Below are 23,785 nucleotides of genomic sequence, written 5' to 3' on the forward strand. Positions count from 1 at the left end.
CTGTAGGCTGAGTCTGGCCCCAGTTGCCGCGAGCCGTCGCCTTCTCAAAGCTGGGTCCCGATCCAGCCTGCCACTCCAGGGCCGATTCACCTGTAAGCGTCAGGGGCCCATGAGGTTGCAGCCATACGCGTCGGCCAATCCGGGGCGGTAGAGCTACGGGACTTCATAGGTTTCCCCGATCAGTACGTCAAGCGTGACGCCGCCAGGTCTCCGTGACGCCTTCGTACTCGAATTCGGCCTGGCTCATGGCCTCTTCGATCGACTGATGATACGTGTCCGTGATGGCGCACCAATTCGCGTCACACCCGAACAGGTAATAGCCCTTTTCCCCCTCGTATTGGCAGATCATAAGCCCGGCCGCCGGTCCCTGAAGAACGCCGGCCACCACCTGGCGGCAATTGCCAGTAGGCCGGTGGCGTCGGTCGATCGACGTGAACAGGATGACCTTCTCCCCATCAGTGAATTCAGGAGCGTCTTTCACGAGGCGCCTCCACAGAGCTATCCCCTCTCGCCGTCCGGCCGGGGCAGTCCGGCCTCCGTCGACGCTCGGCCGTCCGGGAGTCCTCTCGCGGAGCCCCCGATTCAGGACACTGAGGACGCCTTGCGGCCCGAGCCGGGCTTGGCGCCGCCGTTGGGGGAGTCTTCCTGCTTGGGCTTGACCCGGCGGGTGAGGACGGCGAAGGGGCTGTCGGCGTCCTGGCGCTTGAGGCGGGCGTAGAGGTAGTCGTCGTAGCTGCAGGGGTAGACCGTCAGCTTGCCCGCCTCGACCTCGATCACCTTGTTCGCCACGGCGCGGATGAAGTGCTCGTCGTGCGAGATGAAGCAGAGCGAGCCCGTGTAGTCGTTCAGAGCCTCTTCCAGCACGTCGCGGCTGGCGATGTCGAGGTGGTTCGTGGGCTCGTCCATCATGATGAAGTTGTGGGCGACGGTGAGGATCTTCGCCAGGCAGAGGCGGGTCTTCTCGCCGCCGGAGAGCGCCCCCACGGGCTTCTCGACGGAGTCGCCCGAGAAGAGGAAGGCGCCCAGCATCTGCCGGAGCGCGCCCTCGCTGGCGCCGGGGTGGACGTCCCGCAGGTTGGCGATCACGGTGGCCTTCATGGCCAGCGCCTCGACCCGGTGCTGGGCGAAATACGTGGCGAAGACGTTGCTGCCGAACGCCACCTCCCCCTTCGTCGCCGTGTTGACCCCCGCCAGCAGCTTCATGAGCGTCGTCTTGCCCGCGCCGTTGGGGCCGACCAGCACCACCTTGTCGCCCCGCTCGATCTCCAGGTCGAGGCCGTCATAGACCACCTTGGAGCCATAGGCGAAGCCGACGTCGGCGAACTTGGCGACCACATGGCCGCTCCGGGGCGGCTCCGGCAGGCGGATCCGGACGGAGGCGTTGTCGGACCGAGGGGCGTCGATCCGCTCCACCTTGTCCATGGCCTTCAGACGGCTCTGGGCCCGCGCGGCGGTCGCCGCGTTGGCGCGGTTGCGGTCGACGAAGTCCTGCATCTGGCGGAGCTTCTTCTGCTGCGTATCGAACGACGCCTGATGAACCGCCAGCCGATGGTCCCTCTGGGGGAGGTAAGCCGAGTAGTTGCCGGTGTACGTGTAAAGCTGGCCCAGCTCCAGCTCGAACGTCTTGGTGATGACGCGGTCGAGGAAGTCGCGGTCGTGGCAGGTGATCAGGATCGCGCCGGGGTAGGAGCGGAGGAACTCCTCGAACCACTTGACGCTGAGCAGGTCCAGGTGGTTGGTGGGCTCGTCCAGGAGCAGCAGGTCGTGGTCGAAGGCGAGCAGCCCGCCAAGCGCCAACCGCATCGCCCAACCGCCCGAGAGCGTGGCCACCGGCGCGTCGAGCTGGGCGACCGAGAAGCCCAGGCCCAGCAGGATCGCCTTGGCGCGGGCCTCCATCTCATAGCCGCCGGCGGCGACGAACGCTTCCATGGCGTCGTCATAGCCGTCCAGGGCGTCCGGGTCGCCGTCTTCCAGCCCCTTCATGACGGCCTTGAGCCGGACGTCGGCCTCGGTCCAGGGGCCGAGGTGGTTCAGCATGTTCTCGAAGACGGTCCCCTCGCGGAGCGGGTGGATCTCCTGCGAGAGGTAGCCGATCGAGACCTTGCGGTCGCGGAGCAGGTCGCCGGTGTCCAGCGACTCCTGCCCCATCAACACCTTGAACAGCGTCGACTTCCCCGCGCCGTTCTTCCCGAGCAGACCAATCCGCTCGCCGCGGACGATCGACGCGTCGACGCCGTCGTAGATCGTCTGATTGCCGAACTTCTTATGGGCGTTGACCAAACGGATCATCGGGGATTCGTCTCGCGGTTCGGACCGGGCGGGAAGAGACGATGAGCCGAAACGCCGAATCCAAGTCCGGCCGGGCCCGTCGTCGAAGTCAATCAATCAGGCAGGGAGAGTCGAAGGAAAGCTAAGAAGGCTAACCGAAATCTACGACATCCGGCAAGGGAAGCCCGCGAGAGTGACATGCCGAAACCGACGGCATCCCCAGAGGCGAGGCATCGACTCGAACCCAGGACATCGAACTCGACGCATCTTCACCTTTCGGCCGCGCCCCCCGGGGCGATCCGCGACCCCCGGACGCATCGCCGGTTTCGATTTTGGGTCCGTTCGCTCCGATCGAAACCCCGTTTTCCCAACGCAAACTCCTTCACCAAAACCTGTTACGCCAGACGCCACCGCCGGTTCGTTCGCGCGCTTCGTCAGGAGATTTCCACGCCGATCCGGTGCCAGCGATTCAGCCTCCCATGGATCCTCAACCCCTCTCCGCTCACCTCCCGATTGGCTTCGACATTGGGTTCGCTCGCCCCCGAACCGAACCCCGGCGGCGGACATAACTCACAAACTGAAATCCACTTACGGCAATACTGCCGACGGCTTCGTTCGTCGACTTCTCCGATTCAGCGGTCGAAGCCATCCGTCGCAGTCACACCGCGCCTGGGCATGACGCTCCCCACAATCCAACCGAGATGCCAAAGAATCCACACGGAGGCTCTTCCCACCAAGATGTTACCCCCAACTCGCCATTTCTGATCCGGCCGCGAAGGATTTTGGGGCGGGTACTGTGTCGACCAAGGACTCGGCGGTCCGACCCAGGAGCGCCGACCACGGCGCGGATTCGCGGCTCCCACCGATGCAGGTCTCCAAGAGGGTTAACGGGCACCACCACAGACTACCTCGATTCGTGCCGACTGATGCCTCACGGGCTATTCTGCCGACCTCGGTTACAATGCTTGAGAGAGTTGCTACATCGCCGATGGCGTCGGTCGAGAGAACAAGCCTTCGATGAACGAGTGGCCAATTCAACGATCCTGGAGCATTCGTTCTACGGAGCCGCATCCAGAGGTCCTAAGGACGTATCAACTCGTCGACGAGCGAGTCTGTTGCCTGCTCGGTGCAGCGGGCATGGGCAAAACCTTCGAGATGCAACGTCTCAAGATCCGGGAGGAGAAGGTCCGCCCCATCTCCTTTGAACGCCTGGCCGCAATGGGAGCCACCGCGGACAGGCTCGAATCGGAATTGAAGAACCTCAGCCGAAATCTCGACGACGACGCAGTCCTCTATCTCGACGCCCTCGATGAGGCGCTCGTCCGTGGCCGTTCAATCGCCCGGGTATTAGCCGGCTGGATTCGAGACGACTTGAGCGTCAAGCAGCCGTGGTTGAGGATCTCTTGTCGCTCCGCGGAGTGGCCGGAATCGATCAAGGAGGCACTGGCAGCCGCCTACCCAGACGGGTGCGTAAAGGTCGCATCTCTCCAGCCCCTTGACCCGACTGAAATCGGGCTGATCGCGAGTGCCGAGGGATTTGAGGGCGACTCGTTTCTCGAAGAAATTCGGCGATCGAATACGAGCTTTCTGGCTCAGCAACCACTGACCCTCAGGATGCTCTTCAAGATTTACCGGAGAGGGAATCGCCTCCCGTCGAGTCGATGGGATCTCTTTGATGAGGCGGTGAATCTCCTCGCTGGCGAGCGAGCCGAGCGACATGATGAGGGAACTGCAGGTCCCTGGAATGAGTCTCAACTCATCGAAGCCGCCGAAAGGCTCGCCTGCTTCGTCATCCTATCCGGCTGCGAAGCAATCGACCTGAGTGACGATCCCCTTGAGGGCAGCCTCGGCAGCATGGAATTGGGACGACTCCCGAGCGCGGACCGCCCGCTCGACCGTGAGATTCTCAAGGCCATAGGTCGAAGCGGACTCTGCGAGGGAGACGAGCCAAGGCGATTCCGCTTCGTCCATCGACAGATCGCAGAATATCTGGCCGGACGCAGGATCGGCTCGCTACCGCTCCATCAATCGCGTCCCCTCTTAGCCTCCGGTCAGGGGTGGCAGTCAGGTGTCGCCAAACCGCTCCTGGAGACGGCGGCGTTCGCCGCGATCAGAAATCCGGACCTCGCACTCGCCCGCTGGGTCGCCGAAAACGACCCGGAGATCATAGGACGTTCGGATGTGGCCGACGACACACTTCGTCGCCGTGCCACCCTGCGACTGATCGAGCTTTTCCGGTCTCACGAACTAACCGATGCCCAGATGTACCGGGATCAACTGCCCACGGACGGGCTCAAGTACACCGGCATCGAAGAGGATCTGCGGCCGGTATTGAGCGAGCGAGTTCCTCTGTGCGAAGACGTTCTGGAATTCACCATCAAGCTCATCGAGAACTGCGGCATCACATCTCTCCATCAGCATTTGGCAGATCTGACCCTCGATCCATCGGCACCCATTGGCTCAAGGGTGACTGCCGGCGGCGTTCTTCAACGTCGAGGCACCCCTGAGGTCAGAGCACGGCTTCGCCCCTTGATTACAGGTTCTCCTGAGGACGAGCACGAGGACCTCAAGGGGATCGCGCTTCGATGTTGCTGGCCCGATAGACTCTCCTCCTCAGAGCTATTCTCAGCCCTGAGCCCGTGGAGCAAGACGATGAGGCTCGGAGACTACGGCTCCTTCCTCTATCAGTTGGGAACCGAAGGGTTTGATGCCGCGGGATGTCGCCTTGCTGGACTCAAATGGGCCAAATCCGTTCTGAACCCAAATAATGCCACGGCACCGACCAACCTCATTGTGCAGCGAATCGCACGCGGCGCATTGGCCGAGATTGGCGATGTGGAGATTGGTGACGCCCTAGCGGAACTACTCCTCGAAGCGGCACGAATTCACTCCGACTCTCCATTCGATCCAATCCAGTCATACCGCAATCGCCAAGTGCCGGAGGTAGCACCGTTACAGGCAGCCAATTCCGAGACTCGACATCTCCTCATCCAACACCTCGCGGCTAGGGCTGATGGCGATGACGTGATCAAGACGGTCACGGTAACGACTCCAGGCCTCGTGCAAGCTGAGGATTTTTGCTGGCTGCTCGAGAACGCAGTCGACTCGACGAGAGGGCAAAACGAGCGGGAAAACCTGGCGACAATCGCGAGCTTGAATTTCCGCTACGACTTTGACTCTGTGGAGGCTTGGCTGCGATTTCGTGAGATGGAGCCAGTTCGGTCGATTCTCAAATATCACTTGTGCGTCAAACTCGAAAGTGATTTGGCGGATACATTGAGACATTACCATTCCCTGGAGAAACACAGGTCCTTAGTGCAACGCAGGATCGAAGCCGAATCAAGCGGTGACACAAATCCCGCAGAACAGGTTCTGCAAACACTGGAGCTCGCGGAAGCCCAACATCCAAACTTCTTCTTCAAACTCTGCAACGATTTAAAACAAACTACAGGGGCTGACCGCAACGAGTTTGAGCGTTTTCCAACCCGTATGCCCGGTTGGATAGCGGCGAGCCTCGAAGTCCGCAGCAGGATCGTGGAAGCCGGCCGCCGTATCCTCACGGAACCGACAGACGCCCCGAAAGCGATTCGATCGCTTCCGTTCGATCAGACACTCCACGGACACATGTGCGCGGTCTGGCTTCTCCTGAAGGTTGACCCGGTCTGGTTGGATAAGCAGCCATCGGAGTGGTGGGAATTCTGGTCCTGGTATCTATTGAGAGGGATAAATCTCCACCTCGTTGGAGAGCCGAAGGAACCCAAACACCTCCTCTTCAAGAAGATACACGAACGGACTGGCGGTTCGATCAAAGGAGCCGTTACCGCACTTCTGAAATCGGACGTTCCCAGGTCGGGCGACCATTTCTTGGAGATCCTGGAGCTTTACGAAGGCATTCCAGACCCCGACCTCGATGCTCTCCTCCTAAATGCCCTGGCCGACGCGTCGATTCGACAAGACAGCCTGCGAAACGTCGTGCGGTTTCTTCTAGGTCGGATGTACGCAGAGACCCTGGCCTGTTGCGCATCCATCCTGCACAGAGCGTCGCAGTTCCCACCAAACGTGGTCGCGACCATCGCCTCCGTGCTCCTAAACGAGACAACTTCCACCGCATGGGACGTCGTGCTCGTCTTCTTCAGGGAGTATCCCGATCTCGTGAAATCGCCCCTCGGCTACTATGCCTCTCTCTGGTGGGGCGGCAGCCGCCCAGGCAGGGCGACCCCGGAATTCGACGCAGTCACGGATGAGCAGACAGGAGAGCTCATCGCGAGGCTTATCGATCACTTCCCTCCCGAGTCGGATCCAGTGCACGACGGAGCCTACTTTCTGACGGAAGTTGATTCAGCCGTCAGATTGCGAGAGGCTCTGATCTCGAGCCTTGGCGCCCGAAATACGGCATCGGCCGTAACCGCGATCCGAAAATTGGAATCGAGGTTCGGGTCAAGGTATCCGTGGCTGCGTAGGCCACGGTCGACCGCCGAACGAGCCTATCGGCGATCCGATTGGAAGCCGATCCGTCCACAAGCCGTCGCCCAAATTCTGCTGGACAGCGACAAACGCTTGATTCAATCGAAGTCGGACGCCATCGATGGGATTATCGCCGCGGTTGAACGGTTCGAGACTAGCTTGCGGCACGAGAGCCCGTCCTCTCTTGAGGACCTTTGGAACACGGCGACAGGTCAAGCACCAACACCGAAGCCCGAAGAACAGGCCTCCGATAAACTGTGCGTTGCAATCCGTCGCTACTTCAAGGATTACGCTGTTGCAGCGGATCGCGAGATCCAGATCTCCCGTCGCCTCGTTCCGACGTCCAGCGACGGCGAACCCGGATCGAGGGGTGATATCATCGTTCGCGTCCCGGATCAGGACATTGTGATACCTATAGAGGTCAAGCGATCGGACAATCGCGAAGCCAAAACCACAGGGCTCACCGATCAGCTTCACGGCCGATACATGAGCAAACTCGGCACGGACGCCGGCGTCTTCGTGGTCGTTTGGTTCGACGCGCCAGACCTGCCGGCAAGCCACAAGCCTGTGTGGGCCAGTATTGAGAAGGCGAGAGAGCACCTTCGCGAGCAGGTCACGAAGGTGACTCAGGAATTCCCCGGCACCAGAATCGAGGCCATCGTTATCGACGCCTCGCTCCGGTAATCAGATTCGGGACCGCGTTCGCTCCGTGCTTCTCCGGTTCCTCAGCGGCCCAGATCAGGACGTGGGTGTCGAGGAGGAGCTTCACTCCATGTATTCCCGGGGATCGTCGAGCGGCGCGTCGAAATCAGGCGCCATGTGCAGGACCGTGCCTCGGAGCGTGCCCAGCCGAGGCGGCTTTCGCTCCAGTGAGGGCGTTGGGATCAGGCGGGCGACGGGGCGGTCGCCTTCGGTGATGACGACCTCCTCGCCCGGGGAGAGCTGACGGATCAACTCCGACAGCCTCGCCTGCGCTTCCTGAACGGAGATCGTGCTCACGGCGGACTCCCTCGGTACAGGGGACCGGAGTCGATGACGGAGGGATCGACTCCGGTCTCCATGATACGCCGACGACGCCTGGTCCGACGGAGGAATCCCGACCGTCTCACCCCTCGTCCAGCGAGAACGCCTTGCGGAGGCTCGCCAGCGCGAGTTGGCCGTTGGCGGCGTCGGCGCCGACGTTGATGCGGACTTCGCTGGTGTTGATGAGCTTGATGTTGATGGAGGCGTCGGCCAGGGCGCGGAACATGGCGGTGGCGACGCCGGTGTGGGTCCGCATGCCCACGCCCGAGACCGCCAGCTTGGCCAGGTCGGGTTCGATGACCACCTTGCCGCCGCCGAACGGACGAACGGCCTCGGCGGCGCGGTCGGCGGAGTCGCGGGGGACGGTGAACGACAGGTCGGTCAGGCCCGACAGGCTCACGTTCTGCACGATCATGTCCACGAACACCCCGGCGTCGCCGATGGCCCGGAAGACCTTCGCCGCGTAGCCGGGCGCGTCGGGGACGCCGAAGAGGGCCACGTTCGCCTGGGCCTCGTCCAGGTCGACGCCCGCGATGACGAGGTCTTCCATGCCCTGGGGCAGGTCGGGGTCGGCGTCGGAGGCCACCAGCGGGACCAGCTTCATCGGCCGCTTGCCGGCCGGGGTGGGGTAGAACGGCTGCGGGGCTTCGGCGTGGACCTGTTCCAGCAGGAATGCCTTGTGCACCGCCCGGAGCGCCGCGGGGGCCTTGGTACGCTCGACCAGCACGCTGATCTTGATCTCGCTGGTGGTGATCATCTGGATGTTGATCCCCTCGTTGGCGAGGGCCTCGAACATCGTCGTGGCGACGCCGGTGTGGGTCCGCATCCCCTGGCCGACCACCGAGACCTTGGCGACCTCCGCGTCATGCTGCACGGACGCCGCGCCCACCGCCTGCGCGGCGCTCTCGGCGGCGGAGAGGGTCTCCGGCAGGTCCCCCTTCGCGACCGTGAAGCTGATCTCCGCCTTCCCCTCCACGGCCACGTTCTGCACGATCATGTCCACGACGATCGCCGCCTTGGAGATCGTGTGGAAGATCCGGTGGACCACGCCCGGCCGGTCGGGGACGCCCTGGATGGTGATCCGGGCCTCGTCCTTCGCCAGCGCCGCGCCGGTGACCGGGACGCCCAGTCGGCGGGCGTCGGACTCGGCGACGATCCAGGTCCCCGCCGCGTCGGAGAAGCTGCTGCGGACGTGGATCGGCACGCCGTACTTCTTGGCGAACTCGATCGACCGCGAGTGCATCACGCCCGCGCCCAGGCTGGCCAGCTCCAGCATCTCGTCATAGCTGATGCGGTCGATCTTGCGAGCCTCGGGGACGATCCGGGGGTCCGTCGTGTAGACGCCGTCGACGTCCGTGTAGATCTCGCAGGCCGAGGCCCCCAGCACGGCGGCCAGCGCGACGGCCGTGGTGTCGGACCCGCCGCGGCCCAGGGTCGTGATGTTGTAGTTCTCGTCGACCCCCTGGAAGCCGGCGACGATCACGATCCGCCCCTCGTCGAGCGCCGCCTGCATGCGGTCGGTCGAGATGTTGCGGATCCGGGCCTTGGTGTGGAAGCTGTCCGTCACCAGGCCGATCTGGGCGCCGGTGAAGCTGATGGCGGGGACGCCCAGAGCCTCGACGGCCATGGCCATGAGGGCCACGCTCACCTGCTCGCCCGTGGAGAGGAGCATGTCCATCTCGCGGGCCGGGGGCCGGTCGTTGATCTCGCGAGCCAGGGCCACCAGTTCATCGGTGGTGTGCCCCCGGGCCGAGACGACGACCAGAACCTGGTCCCCCCGCTTGTGAGCCTGAATCGCCCGCCGGGCGGCGGCCAGGATCTTATTGGAATCGGCGACGCTGGTGCCGCCGAACTTCTGCACGAGCAATGCCACGGCCGACTCCCGTCTCTCTCGCTTCGCCACATCACATCTTGCATGCGCGGAAAAGGACCGGCTCGCGGCCTCCGCGTCGTTGAAAGGCTACTATTCTAGCGGCAGGCCTCACCGCCCGCGAGGCATCACCCACGTCGGCGAGATGCGGCCTGTCGTCGAATCTGGTCGAGAAGACGCGATGTCGGATTTCAGGGGCCGCGTCGTCGACGTCGCCCCTCCAGGCTGGCGTCGGGCACGCCGGGGGTCCGTGATCGGAAGATCACGAACGCCCCCTCACCCAACCGATTCGGGGAAAACCAACAGGCAGATTCCGCCGGGATTCCGCACCGACTCATCGATGAGCCCCTCGAAGCCGCCGGCCTGATACAGTTGGTCTCCGAACACCTGGGTCGGCGCATCCGGGATGAGCTTCCACTTCCCCGCGAGTTCTTCGGCGGAGGTTCCGAGTCGGCCCTGAACCTCTGCCGACCTGAGATCCAGCATCAGCCCGACCCGAATGTGGACGCCGATCACCACCACCTCGTCGGGCGGCGTCAGCTTCGCGGGAGGGACGCCCGAAGCCCGCACGGTGTAGAAGGGCTGATTGCCCTCTCGATGAGCAGTCTCGGCGTCGAGGGCGACGTAAAGTGCGCGATGCGTCCGGCCTGGCGAAACGAACCGAGAGCCGATCAACCTCGAGGGGGAAGCATGAAGCGGAGACGGTTTCTCGGGATGCAGGAAATGCCGCAAGGCGATCGACCGAAATCCGAAAGAGTCGATCGGGCTGAAGACGTTCTCGCGTCGTAGGGCTCGCAGCTCGACGTCGAGCGACAAGCGGTCAAGCATAGTTCGGGTTCGGCCCCCACTGAGACTCCAGGTCCTGCAGAACGAACTCCCCCCGGCTGGCGAGGATCGCGTCGCGCGCCGTTGTGGGGTATCCCGTATCCGGAGAATCCAACCAGGCGTCGGCGGCTTCTTGAGAGCCCAGATGCTCGATCAGAATCGCTAGCACCTGCGCAAGGGAATCCGGGGGTGTCGAGCAACCGTCGCCGCGTTTCCGTCGTACATCGACGAGCGACGACGATGCTTTAGGGTCAAGGGACGTGCCGGGGCCGCTCCCCTTCTTCGATCCCGATCTTGCCGCCATATTCATGGCCTCCACCGATTGACGCCGGAGGTTCTCGGGCCCGAAGAGAGAGGCCCAGCCGCTCACCCTGAAAGAGGCTCCGGTTGATTCGCCCTCATCGCATTATAGTCTCGTCGAGACGATTGTTGAGCGCGACCCACTCACAACAACGTGAAGGCCGCCGAGGCGAGGGCCAGCAGGATCCAGGCGGCGGCTAACGCCCAGGCGAAGAGGTCGACCCAGTCGAGCGGTCGGGCGGGGCGGGGGCTCGCCGCTCGGAGGACGGCCGCCGCGGCGATCGCCATCCCGGTCTGCTCGGCCAGCAGGCGGCAGTAGTAGAGAACCTTGCCGTCGGTGAACTGGGCCAGCGTCCACCCCGTCGCGAGCCAGATCGCCAAGAGGACCGCCGTGTCGGCGATCAGGACGAGGAGAGTCGCCGCTCCAACCACCCCCGCCGGGTCAGCGAGAACCCCGCGCAGCGGCCGACCGGCCCGGAGCAGGGCGATCGCCAGCAAGGTCAGCGACAGGGGCGCCAGCAGCGCGACGGTCCCCAGCGCCTGGAAGTAATACCTCTGAAGCGAATCGGGGACCTGCCGCCAGATCGCCATGGAGGCGACGGTCCGCCAGAAGGCGAACGCGAAAGCCGCCCCCGCGACCAGGATCATGAGGTCGACGATCGTCGCGGCCCTGCGATGGGGTTCGGTCATAAAAGGGCTCGCCGCGTCGTGTTGGTGGCGACCGCCGTCGCGTCGCTTCGACGACGACCGCAGGCGCCCCGATCTTACACTTGTCGATGCCGGTCCGCAACGATCAAGCCGGAAGCCGGCCGCGTCATGACAAAGCGCCGGGTCGAGGCGGTCGAGCGGACGCAGCGTTGCCTGTAGACGACGTCCGCCCCCCGGATGCGACGCCCGGCGCGTCTCTGTGCATCTCGCCGAACGCGCGGTCGATTCGATGCAACCGGCCCGGTCGGTTTCATCGGCTCGGCCGGTAATTGTGTCGGGGGGACGTCCGACGGTCGCCGCCCCTGCGAGCCGCCTGCGACGAATCCCGACCGGAAGAGGAGACGCGAGCATGTTCGAAGCGAGAGACGCCCTGGAACCAGCGACGATCGTATTCTGCATTGAGGCCGGCTGGCTGGAAGCCGAGGCGTTGTTGATGGTGAAATCGCTGAGGAAATGGGGAGGGCGGCTGGGCGAGTCTCGTGTTCTGGCGGTCGTTCCACGCAAGGGGACGGGGCCGAGTCGCAAGTCGATCGCGGCCTTGGAGGAGTTGAACGTCGAGGTGATCGACGGCTCGGCGTTCAACCACCGTCCCTGGTACAACTTCAACAACAAGGTCGTGGGGGTGCTTGTCGCCGAGGAGGTCGCCGAGACGCCGGCGATCGTCTGGCTGGACAGCGACGTCCTATTCCTCAGCCCCCCCGAGGGTCTGGGCCTGTTTCCGGGAGAGGAGTTCGCGGCCCGTCGCGAGACGCTGCCGCCGAACGAGTCCGAGGATGACGGCCCGTTCGCCCGAACGATGCGCTGGAGTTGCGATGCGGTGGGCGTGCCCTGGCGGGAGATCCCCCGGCTGCCGGCCTCGGCCCCGTTCCGGGCCCAGCGGATGCACCTCAACGCCGGGGTCTACGCGTTCCGCAACGGCATGGGCTTCGCGACGACCTATGCCGGCCACGTCGACGTCCTGATCGAGCGGGGAGTCACCCTGGAGGGGGGCAACTACTACTTCAACGAGCAGGCGGCGGTGATGCTCACCGCCGTCGGCCGACGCCTGCGGTTCCGCGAGTTGTCGGTGGCCGACCATCACATGGTCTTCCCCGCCCAGATCGACCTGGCCGGCTCGCCGTCGATCGCGGACTCCCACCTGATCCACTACAGCGCCTCGATGAGCCCGACGCACTGGCCCCGACTGATGGAGCGCTTCCGTCGCGAGCGGCCCGAGCACTACGAATGGCTCCATGAACACGGCCCGATCGACCGCAAGGCCCCCCCCGCGACCCCCTCTTTGCTGGTCCATAAGGTGTCCCGCAAACTCCGCGGCGAAATCCACCGTTGGAAGTGCCTGCGGGCCGAGTCGGCTCGCGTCCGCGTCCCCGCTCGTCACGCGGCGATCGGCCGACCGATGAGGCCCTTCGCGACGGCCGGCCTTGCCGAAGCCAAGGCCGTTTCCGATAATGCGGCCTACAAATAGAACGACCGCGACGGGGACGACCGCGACGGCTCTCCCCAGCCGTCGCAGAGATCCGGCCTCCCGGGCCGAGGCTTCTTGAGGAACCGCAACGTGAAGATCGCAGTCATCGGTACGGGGTACGTCGGACTGGTGCAGGGGACCTGCCTGGCCGAGAGCGGCAACGACGTCGTCTGCGTCGACAAGGTCGCCGCCAAGGTCGAGGGCCTCAAGCAGGGGAAGATCCCCATCTACGAGCCCGGCCTGTCCGAGCTGGTCCATCGCAACTACCGCGACGGCCGGCTGAAGTTCACCACCGAGCTGGGCCCCGGCATCGCCGACGCCGAGATCGTTTTCATCGCCGTGGGAACACCCCAGGGAGACGACGGCGGCGCGGATCTCTCAGGCGTCTGGGCCGTCGGCCGTCAGATCGCTGAGAACCTCAACGGGCCCAAGACGATCGTCATCAAGAGCACCGTCCCGGTCGGCACCAACGCCGAGCTGACCCGGCTGATGAAGGAAGTCGCCAAGGCCCCGTTCGACGTCGCCAACAACCCCGAGTTCCTCAAGGAAGGGGCGGCGATCGACGACTTCAACAAGCCCGACCGCGTCGTCGTGGGCGTCCGCCGCGAGGAAGTCGCCGAGAAACTTCACGAACTCTACGCGCCGTTCCTCCGCACCGACCGCCCGTTCCTGGTCATGTCGCCCGAAAGCGCCGAGATGACCAAGTACGTGGCCAACTGCCTGCTGGCCACCAAGATCAGCTTCATCAACGAGATGGCCAACCTCTGCGAGGCCTACCAGGCCGACGTCAACGACGTCCGCCGCGGCATCGGCCACGACCAGCGGATCGGCTTCCACTTCCTGCACCCGGGCGTCGGCTACGGCGGCAGCTGCTTCCCGAAGGACATCCGCGCGGTCATCCACATGGCCCAGTCCCGAGGGCTCGAGCCCCGGATGATGCAGTCGGTCGACGACGTGAACGAGGCCCAGAAGCAGGTCCTCGTCCGCAAGGTCACCGAGCACTTCAAGGGGGACCTCGCCGGCAAGACGATCGGCGTCTGGGGCCTGGCCTTCAAGCCCCGCACCGACGACATCCGCGAGGCCCCGGCCCTCGTCCTGATCGACGCGCTGCTCGCCCAGGGCGCGCACGTCCGCGTCCACGACCCCGAAGCCATCCCCAACGTCCGCGAGATCTACGGCGAGAAGCTCACCTACTGCGACCGCCCCTACGGCGCGATCGAAGGGGCCGACGCCCTGGTGATCGCCACCGAGTGGAACGAATTCCGCAACCCCGACTTCGAGGTCATCAAGCGCCTCCTCCGCCGCCCCGTCGTCTTCGACGGCCGCAACGTCTTCGACCCCGAACGGATGGTCGAGATGGGCTTCACCTACCAGGGCATCGGCCGCATCGTCCCCGAGTCGGCCTGAGCAAATCCATCGTCGCCAATGCGAGAACGGTCTTCCCCCCTCGCGGGGGAAGACAGATCGCGAAGCGATCAGATGAGGGGGACGACCGCCGTCGGATGCACGTCCGGCGGCTGGTTCTCGTTGAGGCGACTCCGGGCGCCATGGCCACGCAAGCGTGGCCATGAACCGGTGTGGGAAGCCAGCGCGACCGTCGCCGATCGCATGGCCACACAAGTGTGGCCATGGCACCCCGGCGGCTGGCCCTTGATGCGACGCCGATCCCCCCTCATCCGGCCGCTTCGCGGCCACCTTCCCCCTGTATGGACGGGGTAAGGCTGTTATGGGCCGGCTCGCTCCATGCCCCTCTCCCGGCGGGAGAGGGAGCTTCAGAAGTCGGCTGGAGCGGCTCGCGCCAGGCGGCGGCCAGGCGGTTGAGGCCGACACGAGCGCAGGCGTCGGCGAGGATGGCTCGGGCGCCGGGGCGGTCGATCTTCGAGAGGGCGTCCTCGATCGCCGGGCCGAACGTCATCGGGTCGAGCGCCTCTCGAATTCTCGCGGTCGTCTTCGCTTCGGCCTCGGCCTCGTCGCGACGGCCCAGCGCCGTGAGCGCCCGCGTCAGCCGGTAGTGCGTCCGCCAGTCGTGGGGGGCCGTCGTCAGGGCGCGGCGGAACGCTTCCAGGGCCTCGGCCGGACGGCCGTCGTAATCCAGATCCCAGCGGCCGCGGAGCCGGTCGTACCGCGAATCCCGGGCCGACTCCGGCCATGCGTCGAGCACGGCGCGGCCGCGGTCGACGTCGCCGCCGTCGGCCAGCAGGCCCGCCAGGGCCTCGCGAGGGCCCGCGCGATCGGGGTGCGCGGCGACGATCGCCTCCAATCGGGCCAGCCGGGTCGAACGATCGAGGTCGTCGGAACGAGGATCGGCGGCGATCCTCCGCAGCAGGGCCGTCTCGGCCTCGTAATCGTCCGGGTCGGCCGCGCTCCACTTCTTCAGCGTGTCCCGCGCCAGGTCGTCGGGCAGGTCGGACAGCACCGCGAGGGTCAACTCGCGGAGCACGGCCGCGCGGCCCTCCGGCGCCACGCCCTCCAGCGCCTGCCGGCCGACGGCCTCGATCTCCGGCCAGCGGTCCTCGACCCGCAGCATCTCCAACCGGAGCACCCACGGCCGCTCCGGCCTGGGGTCCAGCTCGGTCGCCCGTCGGAGCGCTTCTTCCCCCTGGGCGGCTCTCCCCAGCGCCAGGCAGGCGCGGCCTTCCTCGGCCCAGGTGGAGGCCGTGGCCGCCGTCGAGGCGTTCACTCGTCGCCAGAGCGTCAGGGCCTCACCCCAGTCCTTGCGCGTGGAGGCCGCCTCCGCCCGCCGCCGGATCGAGGCCGGCGCTTCCGGCCGGGTCGCAACGAAGACCACCAGCCCCAGCACCACGGCCGCGACCCCGGCCCCGGCGGCCGCCGTCAGACCCCTCCCCAGGACGAGGGGGCGTCGAGCCGGTTCAGGAACGCGGGGGCCAGCCGTCGCCGGCCGGGAAGCTCGTCGGGGAGGACGGCGACGACTCATGGGGAAAAACGTCTCTGAGGACAAGCCGGAACAGCCGACCAGCCCCACCATCCTGATCGATTCGCCGGGCCCTGAGAACCCCCCGTCCGCGCGGTCGGGGCCTCAGCCCGGTCGACCGGCGCGAGGGTCCTCAAGGATCCAGTGCCCCTCAATGGGGGCGTCCATGTCGTCGAACCTCGCCTTCACCGGCGGCGAGACCCGGACGCCGGCCTTCGTCGCCAGGAAGGCGATCAGTCGACGGTCCCAACCCAGCCGGTTCAGGACGTAGGCCGTCGTCAGCAGGCAAATCGCGGCGAGGGTCAGCGCGAAGAGCAAGAAGGCCATGACGGCGACCGCCACGGCCAGGATGAACAGCTGCAAAAGCAGAACCAGCAAGGGCATGGATTCGCCTCGATCCAGATGCGGACGGAACGTCCGACCGTTCGGCCTCCGCGCCCATTTTACCCCTCCTTCCGAGGCTCTGACAGGGCAAGCGCGACGGCCTGATTCGGGGTTGACCGTCCCGGGGGATCGCAGCAGAATGCGGACCTCCGATTTCAGAGAATGGCTCACCCGGGATAGGCACACGTCGACGTCGTCAGACTCTGTGCGAGATGAAGCCGCCCCCTCTTCAGGACGAAGCTGTGGGCGTCGGCGATGGAGTCGGGCGAGGTCCGAAGGGCTGCGTCCGATCGATTCGACCGACGCCGAGAGGCGAGCGAGGCGTAACCTCGCGTTTCAGAAGAAGGATCGGAGCACGGCCCGCGAAACTTGCTGAAATCCTCGGAAATTCCGACGTTCGACCCGGCCGCTGGCTGTCGGGACGAAACCCTCGAATCCGACGATGAGGCTTGGCGGCGCGGACGAGAAGAAGCCCCCGATCGTCGCCGACAACGAACGACCTGCCATCGCTATCAAGGAGGATACGCGCCGTGACGCGTCCCGGATCCACTCCCTCGACGACCCTGGCGGCCGCGCTTGCGCTGGTCCTTGGGGCCTGCTGCTCCTCCCCCGCCCAGGCCGACGCGATCACTCCCTCGACGGCCACCGCGTATTACAAGCTGACGACCGACTCCAGCCTGGCGGCGCCGGCCTCCAACATCGACGGCCCCCAGGTCGTGGCCGCCGTCACCCCGGCCGGCGCGGTGGTCCCTCCCACCAACGCAGACGGCTCGCAGGGGAGCCCACTGACGGTCCTCTCCTCCTCGCACGGCTTCGACCCCAGCCAGCTCGTCGTGGCCCTGAAGGACGCCACCGCGTCCGACGGCTCGCCCGAACAGCTCCTGGGCCTGGTCTTCTTCGGCCAGGGCCTTCAGGCCGGCGGCGAACTCGACTTCGCCCTCAGCATCGACTCCGCGCTGGCGAGCAACCCGCCCCAGCTCGTCTCCTCGACGCCGGGGATCACCATCAGCGCCATCCCCGACCCGACGAGCACCCCCACCGACACCGGCGGCGGGAGCACCGACGGCGAAACCAACGTCCCCGAGCCCGTCGCCTTCCTGTTCTGGGCGGGCGCCGCCGGAGTCATCGGCCTGCGAGCCCGGAACCGCGCCGGCCGTCGCCGGGCCGCGCCTCAGCCGACGACCTGATCCTGACGTTGAAAATCGGCAACATCACGCGGGATCAAGAATAGTTTAAACCGCAACCGAGCACGAAAAAGTGCTTGGCCGTCTGGAAGCGGATCATTCATAATGGCAGGGCCTCGTCATTGCGCCCGAGGCCCTCGTCTTGCATGACCGCATGTGCATCCTCTCCGGATCAGGCTGAGCCATGAGCGCAACCCCCGCCGTTCCCGCGGTCGTTTGTCAGCATTGCGGATCACCGAAGAGCCCTCTGACCGAGGGGGGTCCTTCGGTCTGTCCCGTCTGCACTCAGAACGAGGCGTCGGACTCGGGCTACGTCGCTTCGACGTGCCCCGAGTGCGGGGCTGGGCTTCGGGTGCGGTCGAAGTACATCGGCCATCACATACGCTGCGGGGCCTGTCGGGCGAAGTTCCTGCTGAATCCACCCCAGACGCGAGCACTCGCCAGGTCGGCGGCGAAGCTCCCGGATCCCACCCCCGACCCCGACGACCCCAACCAGGGCCGCGCCGAGGTCATGAGGCTGCTGGAAGAGGTCGCCGACCTCCGCAACCTCAACTACCGCCTGCGGACCGACGTCGAGCGGCTCGAGGACGAGCGCATGCGCGACTCGGCGAAGTTCCTCGACGAGATCGACTCGCTGCGGGCGCGGGACCGTCGCCTCCGCGCCGACTTCGACCGCGAACGCCGGACGGCCGAGGCCCTGGCCTCGCAGATCGCCGCCCTCCGCGAACGCGGCGACGGCCTTCAGGCGGACGTCGAGCGGCTGGGCCGCGAGCGCGAAGGGGACGCCGCTCGGCTGCTGGAAGAGGTGGCCGCCCTCCGCGAGCGAGGCGGTCCCGAGGCCGAGGCCCTGGCCGCCGAGGTGGCCGCGCTTCGCACCCTCGCGAGGCAGTTTGAAGAAGAGGCCGGCCGCGAGCGTCGGGCCGCCGCCGACCTGGGGGCGGAAGTCGCCGCGCTGCGTGAGCGAGACGAGCATCTCCGCGCCGACTTCGATCGCGAACGTCAGGCGGCCGAGGCGCAGGCCGAAGAGCTGGCCGCCCTCCGCGCCCGCGACGAGCAGGTGCGAGCCGACCTGGAGCGGCTGGAGAACCTCGGCCGCGAACGCGAGGGGGATTCCGCCAGACTGCTGGAGGAGATCGCCGCCCTCCGAGCCGGCGGCGAGGACCTCCGCGCCGACTTCGGCCGCGAGGCCGAAACCCGAGGCGGCGCGGTCGCCGCCCTCCGCGCGCAGGACGACCAGCTTCGCGCCGAGGTCGAGGCGGAACGCCAGGCCGCCCGCGCTCTGGCCGAGGAAGTCGCCTCCCTCCGCGAGCTGACCCGCCAACTGGAAGACGAGGCCCACCACGAACGCCAGTCGGCCCACGCCTTGACCGAGGAGGTCGCCGCCCTCCGCACCCGTGACGAACAGGTTCGCGCCGATCTGGACCGGATCGAACAGCTCGGCAGCCGTCGCGAAGGAAACGCCGCGAAGCTCCTCGAAGAGATCGCCGCGCTTCAGGCGGGCGGAGCGGCTCCCCACTCCGAGAGCCTCCAGCCCGAGGATGTCCGCGAACGCGACGAGCAGTTCCGGGCCGAGGTCGAGGCCGAACGCAAAGCCGCCCGCGCGTTGGCCGAGGAGGTCGCGGCCCTCCGCGCCCTCGCCCGCCAGCTTGAGGACGAGGCCGGCCGCGAACGCCGGACCGCATCGGCCTTCGCCGAGGAGATCGCCTCCCTTCGCACCCGCGATGAACAGGTCCGCAGCGACGTCGAGCGGCTTGAACAACTCGGCCGTCAGCGCGAGGGAGAAGCCTCCCGGCTGCTCGAGGAAGTGCAGGCCCTCCGCACCAGCGGCGAGAGCCTCCGCGCCGAGGTCGAGGCCGAACGCCAGGCCGCCGAGGCCCTGGGACGCGAGGTCGAGGCCCTCCGCGCTCTGCCGCGGGCCGAAGGCGAGGCGACCGCTCCTCAGCCCGACGCCGAGGCGGCCAAGCTGGCCGAGGAGATCGCCGCCCTCCGCGCCCGGGCCAGAAAGCTCGAGGAAGCGGCCGTCATGGAGCAGCGGACGGCCGGCCTGATGTACTCGGAGATCACCACGCTCCGCGCCCACGCCGAGAACCTCCGGATGGAGCTGGAGCGCGAACGGCAGACGTCGGGCTCCCTCTACGCCGAGGTCGCCGCGCTGCGGGCCCTCGACCAGCAGGTGCGGGCGGACGTGGACCGCATCGGCCGCGAGCGCGAACACGACTCCGCGCGGATCCGCGACGAGATCGCCGCCCTTCACGATCGGCTCGGCGGCGGTGCTCCTCGCGAGAGCGCTCCGGCCAGGGCCGCGAACTCGTCCGAGGTCGAATCCGAGTCTTCCCCCTCGAAGGCCGCCTCCCGAATCGCCGCCCTCTTCGACGACGACCCCGACGCCCCCTTCGGCTATCTCGACGAGATCGCCCGCTCTCGGGAATCCTGATGGGACACGCCATCCGCCTGGAACGCGCCGCCGCCGTCCCGCTCGCCGTCGTCCGACGTCGGGCGGGTCTGCGGGAGCTTCCCCGGATCGTCCCGGAGGCCTGCGGGATCGTCTGGGGGGTCGTCAAGGCTCAGCGAATCGAAGGCGCGGGACGACACGTCGCCGTCTACTGGGATGATCAAATCAACCTGGAAGTGGGCGTTGAATTGAATGCGCCGCTCGTCGAAGGCGACTTCGGCGAGGTCGTCGCCTCGGCCACGCCCGCCGGCCTCGTCGTGACGACCACCCACCTCGGCCCCTACAATCGACTCGGTGAAGCCCACGACGCCCTCCGCGCCTGGCTCCAGGCCAACGGCCATCGCCCGGCAGGCCCGGTCTGGGAGATCTACGGCCACTGGCGCGACGAATGGAACCGCGACCCCTCCGGCATCACCACCGAGGTCTTCCACCTCGTCGCCGAGGATTGAGGACGGAGCACTCACGACCTATTAGCGACGGGTGACCCCATCTGCTGTAGGGGCGCCCCTTGTGGGCGCCCGATCGCCGTGGACATTCAACATCGGTCGGACATCCGATGGCGATCGGGCGCCCACAAGGGGCGCCCCTACGGCGATGGAACCGACGGCGGCTGGGAGCCAGTCCCAGTTCTGCCCCGCCGGCCCCGCCGAAGCCCGCCGCACCGGCGCATGAGGACGCCGACGTCTCCGAAGTCCCCAGCATCCCGCCTCGCGACATCTCGTCCGAAGGCGTCGGGGTGATCTCCAATCCATCTCCTGGCGTCGTGAGGCCTTGAACCGATCTTGTGCACACCTGCTTAAACCATCGGCGTAAGGAGTGGACGGCCGAAGCGGACATGCAGAGCGCAACTCACTAACCCAAAACATGTTTCGCCAACACCGAGAATTAGGCCGGCCGTTGGCACACGAATGGCTCAAAGGGCGACGTCTCACCTTTGCCTGCTGAAACGTCGTGCGGAGAGCAACATGAGTCAGCAAACCATCGACGCCGTGGTCGAGCGCCTTGCGCATCTGGAAGCGGTCAACCATCGTCTGGAAGAAGAACGTCGCCGATGGCGGGTCGCCGGGGTGTTCGCGCTGGCCGGGGCGGCGTTGATCGTCGCCGTCGGCGCAGCGGCTCGCGAGACGCCGCCGACCGTCGAGGCCGGCGAGTTCATCCTCCGCGACAAGGAGGGCCGCGCCCGGGCCGCCCTGACCATGCGACCCGACGGCACGCCCGGCCTGGCGCTCTTCGATGAGAAGGCGACGATGCGGCTCTCGCTGGACCTGGGGGCGAAGGGCGAGCACGACTCGGACACGCCCGGCGTGAACGTCTACGGCGACAAGGGAGAGCTGCGAGCCGCCCTGACGATGCGGCCCGACGGCACCCCCGGCATGGCCTTCTTCGACGACCGGAGACAGCCGAGGCTCTCGCTGGACATGTCCGGCGATGAAACCCCCGGGGTGAACCTCTACGGCCCGGGCGGAGTCCTCCGCGCCGCGGTGGCCATCCGCCCCGACGGCACGCCCGGCCTGGGCCTTTTCGACGAGGCCGGGCGCGTCGTCCAGTCGGTCGAGATCGACGGCGAGGGATTCCCCCGTCGCGGTCGGGTTCAATAAAGAGGGTCGAGCTTCACGTCAGCGAGGGCTGGCGGGGAGCCACGGCTTGTGCATGGCGACGTTCCGGCCGGTGCCGTACTCGCGATTCCACGAGCTAATCGGGGCCTTGCCGCCCCGGGGTCGCGCCGCCTGACGGACGGTCCCCCAGCCAGACTGTGGGGCGTATCCCGTCCAGGCGGCTTGCGGCTGATAGGGCTGCCAGGCCGTGGCCGGAGCATAACCCTGCCACCCCGTGCCGACCGAGGCAGGTGCCGCCGGAGCCACCGGCGCTGGGACGTAGGTCACCGCTGGAGGGCTCCACGCCGTCGCCGGCCCATAGCCGACCCAGGGACCGATCGATTGAGCCTGCGACTCGGAGACCGCAAACGCCGCCGCCAGCGCCAGGCTGAGAGTCACGTGTAGGACTTTCATCACACCGTCTCACTTTCATCCGGGGGAGAGGAGCGGGCGGGCGGGCCTTGGGGGATTCCCACGGCGCGCGACCGCCCGGTGAACGTCGCGCCGGCGGATGCGCGAGTCGGCCCCAGCAGCTTCGGTTGTTCTTCGACCCAAATGAGGGAGGGCAGACTCGCGCCAACCCGGCGCGTCGCCTACCTGAAGGGTACGCGAGGAAGGCCTCCCCGTCGAGTCGACGAGTCCGACCTAAACCGAAACTAATCCTAAGTTCTGTAAAGGGTTACGAAGAATTCATCGTGGACTGGCGGGGAGCCACGGCTTGATCATGGCGATGGTCCGCCCCGTGCCGTACTCCGGGTTCCACGAGCTGATCGGCACGCCTGCGCCTCGGGGGCGGACCGACGCCGCCGTGGCGGAGGTCGTCCAGCCGTATTGAGGAACGTAGCCGACCCAGGCCTCCTGCGGCTGGTAAGTCTGCCAAACCACCGCCGGCGCGTAGCCTTGCCAGCCCGTGCCGGCCGCAGGCGAGTACGACGGCGAGGGAACATAGGTCGCCGTGGGGGCCGCCCAGGAGGTCCCCGGCCCGTACGCCGCCCACGATCCGACCGATTGCGCCCGGATTTCGGAACCACTGAGGAACAACGCCAGAGCCAAACCGGAGATGACGCGCAAAACCTTCATCGCACCCTCTCGCTTTTGACTGGAGCTGAGCGGTCGGTAGGCCCGTCGGGCGTTCCCCGCGGCGCGCGGCCGCTCCATCGGCGACGCGCGGGGGTCTCACGTGTCGTCCCCCGGCTTCGGGAGATCGGAGACCAGAGGAGGGCGGGAGAGGGGCGACCATGGGAGGTCGGGCGCGCCGTCTCCATTAAGAATATGCAATAAACTAACCGGCGTCGATGGGTGCATCGAACTTCGGCCGAGAAGGCCCCGGGGCTCGGCGGTCAGGCGTCGCGGAGGATCCGGCCGGCGAAGAGGCGGTGGACCTCGCGGCCGTCGTCGACCAGCAGGGCTCCTTCGGGGTCGATCCCCCGGCCGACGCCGACGAGGTTCCGCGGGCCGATCGACGCGCGAAGGTTCAGGCCGCGGAGCAGGTCGAGTCGGGCCCATTCCTCGGCGAGCGATGGATCGTCGGCGGCCAGGCGGTTGAGGGCGATCGGGAACCGGGCGAGGAGGGCGGCCAGCAGCCTCGGCAGGTCGTCGGTCGTCAGCGGAACCGGCTGGAAGTCACCCAGCGAGCCTGCCATCCGGGCGATCTCGGGGGGTGCCTGATCGAGCCGGGCGGCCACGTTCACGCCCACGCCGATCAGGATCCGACCACCGGCGGAGGTCTCGATCCGCTCCGGGAGGATGCCGGCGATCTTCCGGCCGTTCGCCTCCACGTCATTCGGCCAGCGCACGCCGAGCCCCGGGTCGCGCCAGCCGAGATCGGCGACGGCCTCCACCAGCGCCACGGCCGTCGTCAGGGCGATCCTCGGCTGCTGATCCACGCGGACGCCGTGATCCGCCGGGTCGAAGACGAGCGTGAACGTCAGCGAGCCCTCGTCCGACCACCAGGCGTTCGTCCGCTGCCCGCGCCCGCGCGTCTGGCTCCGGGCCCAGACGACGAACGGACACGCACGACCAGGCTCGACCGCCAGCGCCGCCGCGGCGGTGCTGGTCGATTCGAGTTCGTCGTAGATCAAGACGTCGCGGGCGAACGGCCAGGGGGTCATGGGACGGTCATACCCAGCGCGGGATTCGGAGGAAGACGGTCTTCCCCCCTCGCGGGGGAAGACAGACCGCGAAGCGGTCAGTTGAGGGGGATGACCGCCGTCGGATTCGCGTCCGAAGCATTGCCTTCAGTGCGACGCCGATCCCCCCTCATCCGCCCCTGCGGGGCACCTTCCCCCGCGAGGGGGGAAGGCCGTTAGGGTTCG

19 protein-coding genes are annotated in these 23,785 nt (G+C 66.7%); 7 read left to right on the plus strand and 12 right to left on the minus strand.

The annotated features are described in order from the left end of the window. Nucleotides 1–187: 187 nt before the first annotated feature. Nucleotides 188–481: a hypothetical protein gene (locus G5C50_RS29415; RefSeq protein WP_165074920.1), complete on the minus strand. Its 294-nt coding sequence runs from the start codon at nt 479–481 to the stop codon at nt 188–190. A 101-nt stretch (nt 482–582) separates the two neighbouring features. Continuing rightward, complete coding sequence (locus tag G5C50_RS29420; protein WP_165074922.1) at nt 583–2,289, minus strand: ABC-F family ATP-binding cassette domain-containing protein; 1,707 nt, start codon at nt 2,287–2,289, stop codon at nt 583–585. Between the two features lie 996 nt (nt 2,290–3,285). Between G5C50_RS29420 and G5C50_RS29425 the strand changes: the two genes are divergently transcribed. Beyond that, nucleotides 3,286–7,416 (plus strand): NACHT domain-containing protein, encoded by a 4,131-nt coding sequence (locus G5C50_RS29425; protein ID WP_165074924.1) that lies wholly within the window; start codon nt 3,286–3,288, stop codon nt 7,414–7,416. A gap of 81 nt (nt 7,417–7,497) precedes the next feature. On the opposite strand, the gene G5C50_RS29430 is transcribed toward G5C50_RS29425, so the two are convergent. The 5 genes from G5C50_RS29430 to G5C50_RS29450 form a co-directional block, all read right to left on the minus strand. Then, nucleotides 7,498–7,731: a type II toxin-antitoxin system Phd/YefM family antitoxin gene (locus G5C50_RS29430; protein WP_165074926.1), complete on the minus strand. Its 234-nt coding sequence runs from the start codon at nt 7,729–7,731 to the stop codon at nt 7,498–7,500. A 106-nt stretch (nt 7,732–7,837) separates the two neighbouring features. After that, complete coding sequence (locus tag G5C50_RS29435) at nt 7,838–9,628, minus strand: aspartate kinase (RefSeq protein ID WP_165074928.1); 1,791 nt, start codon at nt 9,626–9,628, stop codon at nt 7,838–7,840. 273 nt (nt 9,629–9,901) lie between these two features. After that, nucleotides 9,902–10,453, minus strand: coding sequence for an RES family NAD+ phosphorylase (locus G5C50_RS29440; RefSeq protein ID WP_165074930.1), 552 nt, complete (start codon nt 10,451–10,453; stop codon nt 9,902–9,904). After that, complete coding sequence (locus G5C50_RS29445; protein ID WP_165074932.1) at nt 10,446–10,619, minus strand: hypothetical protein; 174 nt, start codon at nt 10,617–10,619, stop codon at nt 10,446–10,448. Before G5C50_RS29445 ends, G5C50_RS29440 begins: the two co-directional genes overlap by 8 nt. Nucleotides 10,620–10,894: 275 nt before the next feature. Continuing rightward, nucleotides 10,895–11,440 carry a hypothetical protein gene (locus G5C50_RS29450; RefSeq protein ID WP_165074934.1) on the minus strand — a complete coding sequence of 182 codons (546 nt, stop codon included), beginning with the start codon at nt 11,438–11,440 and terminating at the stop codon, nt 10,895–10,897. A gap of 367 nt (nt 11,441–11,807) precedes the next feature. Between G5C50_RS29450 and G5C50_RS29455 the strand changes: the two genes are divergently transcribed. After that, the gene (locus tag G5C50_RS29455; protein ID WP_165074936.1) at nt 11,808–12,923 is read left to right on the plus strand and encodes a hypothetical protein; all 1,116 of its coding nucleotides are present in this window, start codon (nt 11,808–11,810) and stop codon (nt 12,921–12,923) included. Nucleotides 12,924–13,013: 90 nt separating this feature from the next. Beyond that, nucleotides 13,014–14,330, plus strand: coding sequence for a UDP-glucose dehydrogenase family protein (locus tag G5C50_RS29460; RefSeq protein WP_165074938.1), 1,317 nt, complete (start codon nt 13,014–13,016; stop codon nt 14,328–14,330). Between the two features lie 265 nt (nt 14,331–14,595). Here G5C50_RS29460 and G5C50_RS29465 read toward each other — a convergent pair whose 3' ends face one another. Both G5C50_RS29465 and G5C50_RS29470 read right to left on the minus strand, forming a co-directional pair. Next, entirely contained in the window at nt 14,596–15,858 is a 1,263-nt protein-coding gene (locus G5C50_RS29465; RefSeq protein WP_165074940.1) for a tetratricopeptide repeat protein, read from the minus strand. 102 nt (nt 15,859–15,960) lie between these two features. Then, nucleotides 15,961–16,239, minus strand: a complete 279-nt coding sequence (locus tag G5C50_RS29470; RefSeq protein WP_165074942.1) for a hypothetical protein — start codon at nt 16,237–16,239, stop codon at nt 15,961–15,963. 530 nt (nt 16,240–16,769) lie between these two features. Here G5C50_RS29470 and G5C50_RS29475 point away from each other — a divergent pair. The 4 genes from G5C50_RS29475 (at nt 16,770) to G5C50_RS29490 (ending at nt 21,473) form a co-directional block, all read left to right on the plus strand. Continuing rightward, a complete protein-coding gene (locus G5C50_RS29475) occupies nt 16,770–17,426 on the plus strand; it encodes a hypothetical protein (RefSeq protein WP_165074944.1) in 657 nt (218 codons plus the stop codon). A gap of 181 nt (nt 17,427–17,607) precedes the next feature. Further along, complete coding sequence (locus G5C50_RS29480; protein ID WP_165074946.1) at nt 17,608–19,857, plus strand: hypothetical protein; 2,250 nt, start codon at nt 17,608–17,610, stop codon at nt 19,855–19,857. Further along, entirely contained in the window at nt 19,857–20,324 is a 468-nt protein-coding gene (locus G5C50_RS29485; protein WP_165074948.1) for a GyrI-like domain-containing protein, read from the plus strand. The genes G5C50_RS29480 and G5C50_RS29485 overlap by 1 nt, the downstream gene beginning before the upstream one ends. A 516-nt stretch (nt 20,325–20,840) precedes the next feature. Then, nucleotides 20,841–21,473 carry a hypothetical protein gene (locus G5C50_RS29490; protein ID WP_165074950.1) on the plus strand — a complete coding sequence of 211 codons (633 nt, stop codon included), beginning with the start codon at nt 20,841–20,843 and terminating at the stop codon, nt 21,471–21,473. Nucleotides 21,474–21,491: 18 nt separating this feature from the next. Here G5C50_RS29490 and G5C50_RS29495 read toward each other — a convergent pair whose 3' ends face one another. The 3 genes from G5C50_RS29495 to G5C50_RS29505 all read right to left on the minus strand — a co-directional run bounded on the left by G5C50_RS29495 (nt 21,492) and on the right by G5C50_RS29505 (nt 23,581). Continuing rightward, entirely contained in the window at nt 21,492–21,884 is a 393-nt protein-coding gene (locus G5C50_RS29495) for a hypothetical protein (RefSeq protein ID WP_165074952.1), read from the minus strand. 276 nt (nt 21,885–22,160) lie between these two features. Continuing rightward, nucleotides 22,161–22,550, minus strand: a complete 390-nt coding sequence (locus G5C50_RS29500; protein ID WP_165074954.1) for a hypothetical protein — start codon at nt 22,548–22,550, stop codon at nt 22,161–22,163. A gap of 260 nt (nt 22,551–22,810) precedes the next feature. After that, nucleotides 22,811–23,581: a biotin--[acetyl-CoA-carboxylase] ligase gene (locus tag G5C50_RS29505; protein WP_165074956.1), complete on the minus strand. Its 771-nt coding sequence runs from the start codon at nt 23,579–23,581 to the stop codon at nt 22,811–22,813. Nucleotides 23,582–23,785 lie beyond the last annotated feature (204 nt).

Source organism: Paludisphaera rhizosphaerae (genome assembly GCF_011065895.1).
GTDB classification, from domain to species: Bacteria; Planctomycetota; Planctomycetia; order Isosphaerales; family Isosphaeraceae; genus Paludisphaera; species Paludisphaera rhizosphaerae.

Coding starts and splice junctions, on each gene's coding strand:
- G5C50_RS29420 (WP_165074922.1), bottom strand. CDS start 2,289: ATGATCCGTTTGGTCAACGCCCATAAGAAGTTCGGCAATCAGACGATC.
- G5C50_RS29425 (WP_165074924.1), top strand. CDS start 3,286: ATGAACGAGTGGCCAATTCAACGATCCTGGAGCATTCGTTCTACGGAG.
- G5C50_RS29440 (WP_165074930.1), bottom strand. CDS start 10,453: ATGCTTGACCGCTTGTCGCTCGACGTCGAGCTGCGAGCCCTACGACGC.
- G5C50_RS29450 (WP_165074934.1), bottom strand. CDS start 11,440: ATGACCGAACCCCATCGCAGGGCCGCGACGATCGTCGACCTCATGATC.
- G5C50_RS29455 (WP_165074936.1), top strand. CDS start 11,808: ATGTTCGAAGCGAGAGACGCCCTGGAACCAGCGACGATCGTATTCTGC.
- G5C50_RS29465 (WP_165074940.1), bottom strand. CDS start 15,858: ATGAGTCGTCGCCGTCCTCCCCGACGAGCTTCCCGGCCGGCGACGGCT.
- G5C50_RS29470 (WP_165074942.1), bottom strand. CDS start 16,239: ATGCCCTTGCTGGTTCTGCTTTTGCAGCTGTTCATCCTGGCCGTGGCG.
- G5C50_RS29480 (WP_165074946.1), top strand. CDS start 17,608: ATGAGCGCAACCCCCGCCGTTCCCGCGGTCGTTTGTCAGCATTGCGGA.
- G5C50_RS29485 (WP_165074948.1), top strand. CDS start 19,857: ATGGGACACGCCATCCGCCTGGAACGCGCCGCCGCCGTCCCGCTCGCC.
- G5C50_RS29490 (WP_165074950.1), top strand. CDS start 20,841: ATGAGTCAGCAAACCATCGACGCCGTGGTCGAGCGCCTTGCGCATCTG.
- G5C50_RS29495 (WP_165074952.1), bottom strand. CDS start 21,884: ATGAAAGTCCTACACGTGACTCTCAGCCTGGCGCTGGCGGCGGCGTTT.
- G5C50_RS29500 (WP_165074954.1), bottom strand. CDS start 22,550: ATGAAGGTTTTGCGCGTCATCTCCGGTTTGGCTCTGGCGTTGTTCCTC.
- G5C50_RS29505 (WP_165074956.1), bottom strand. CDS start 23,581: ATGACCCCCTGGCCGTTCGCCCGCGACGTCTTGATCTACGACGAACTC.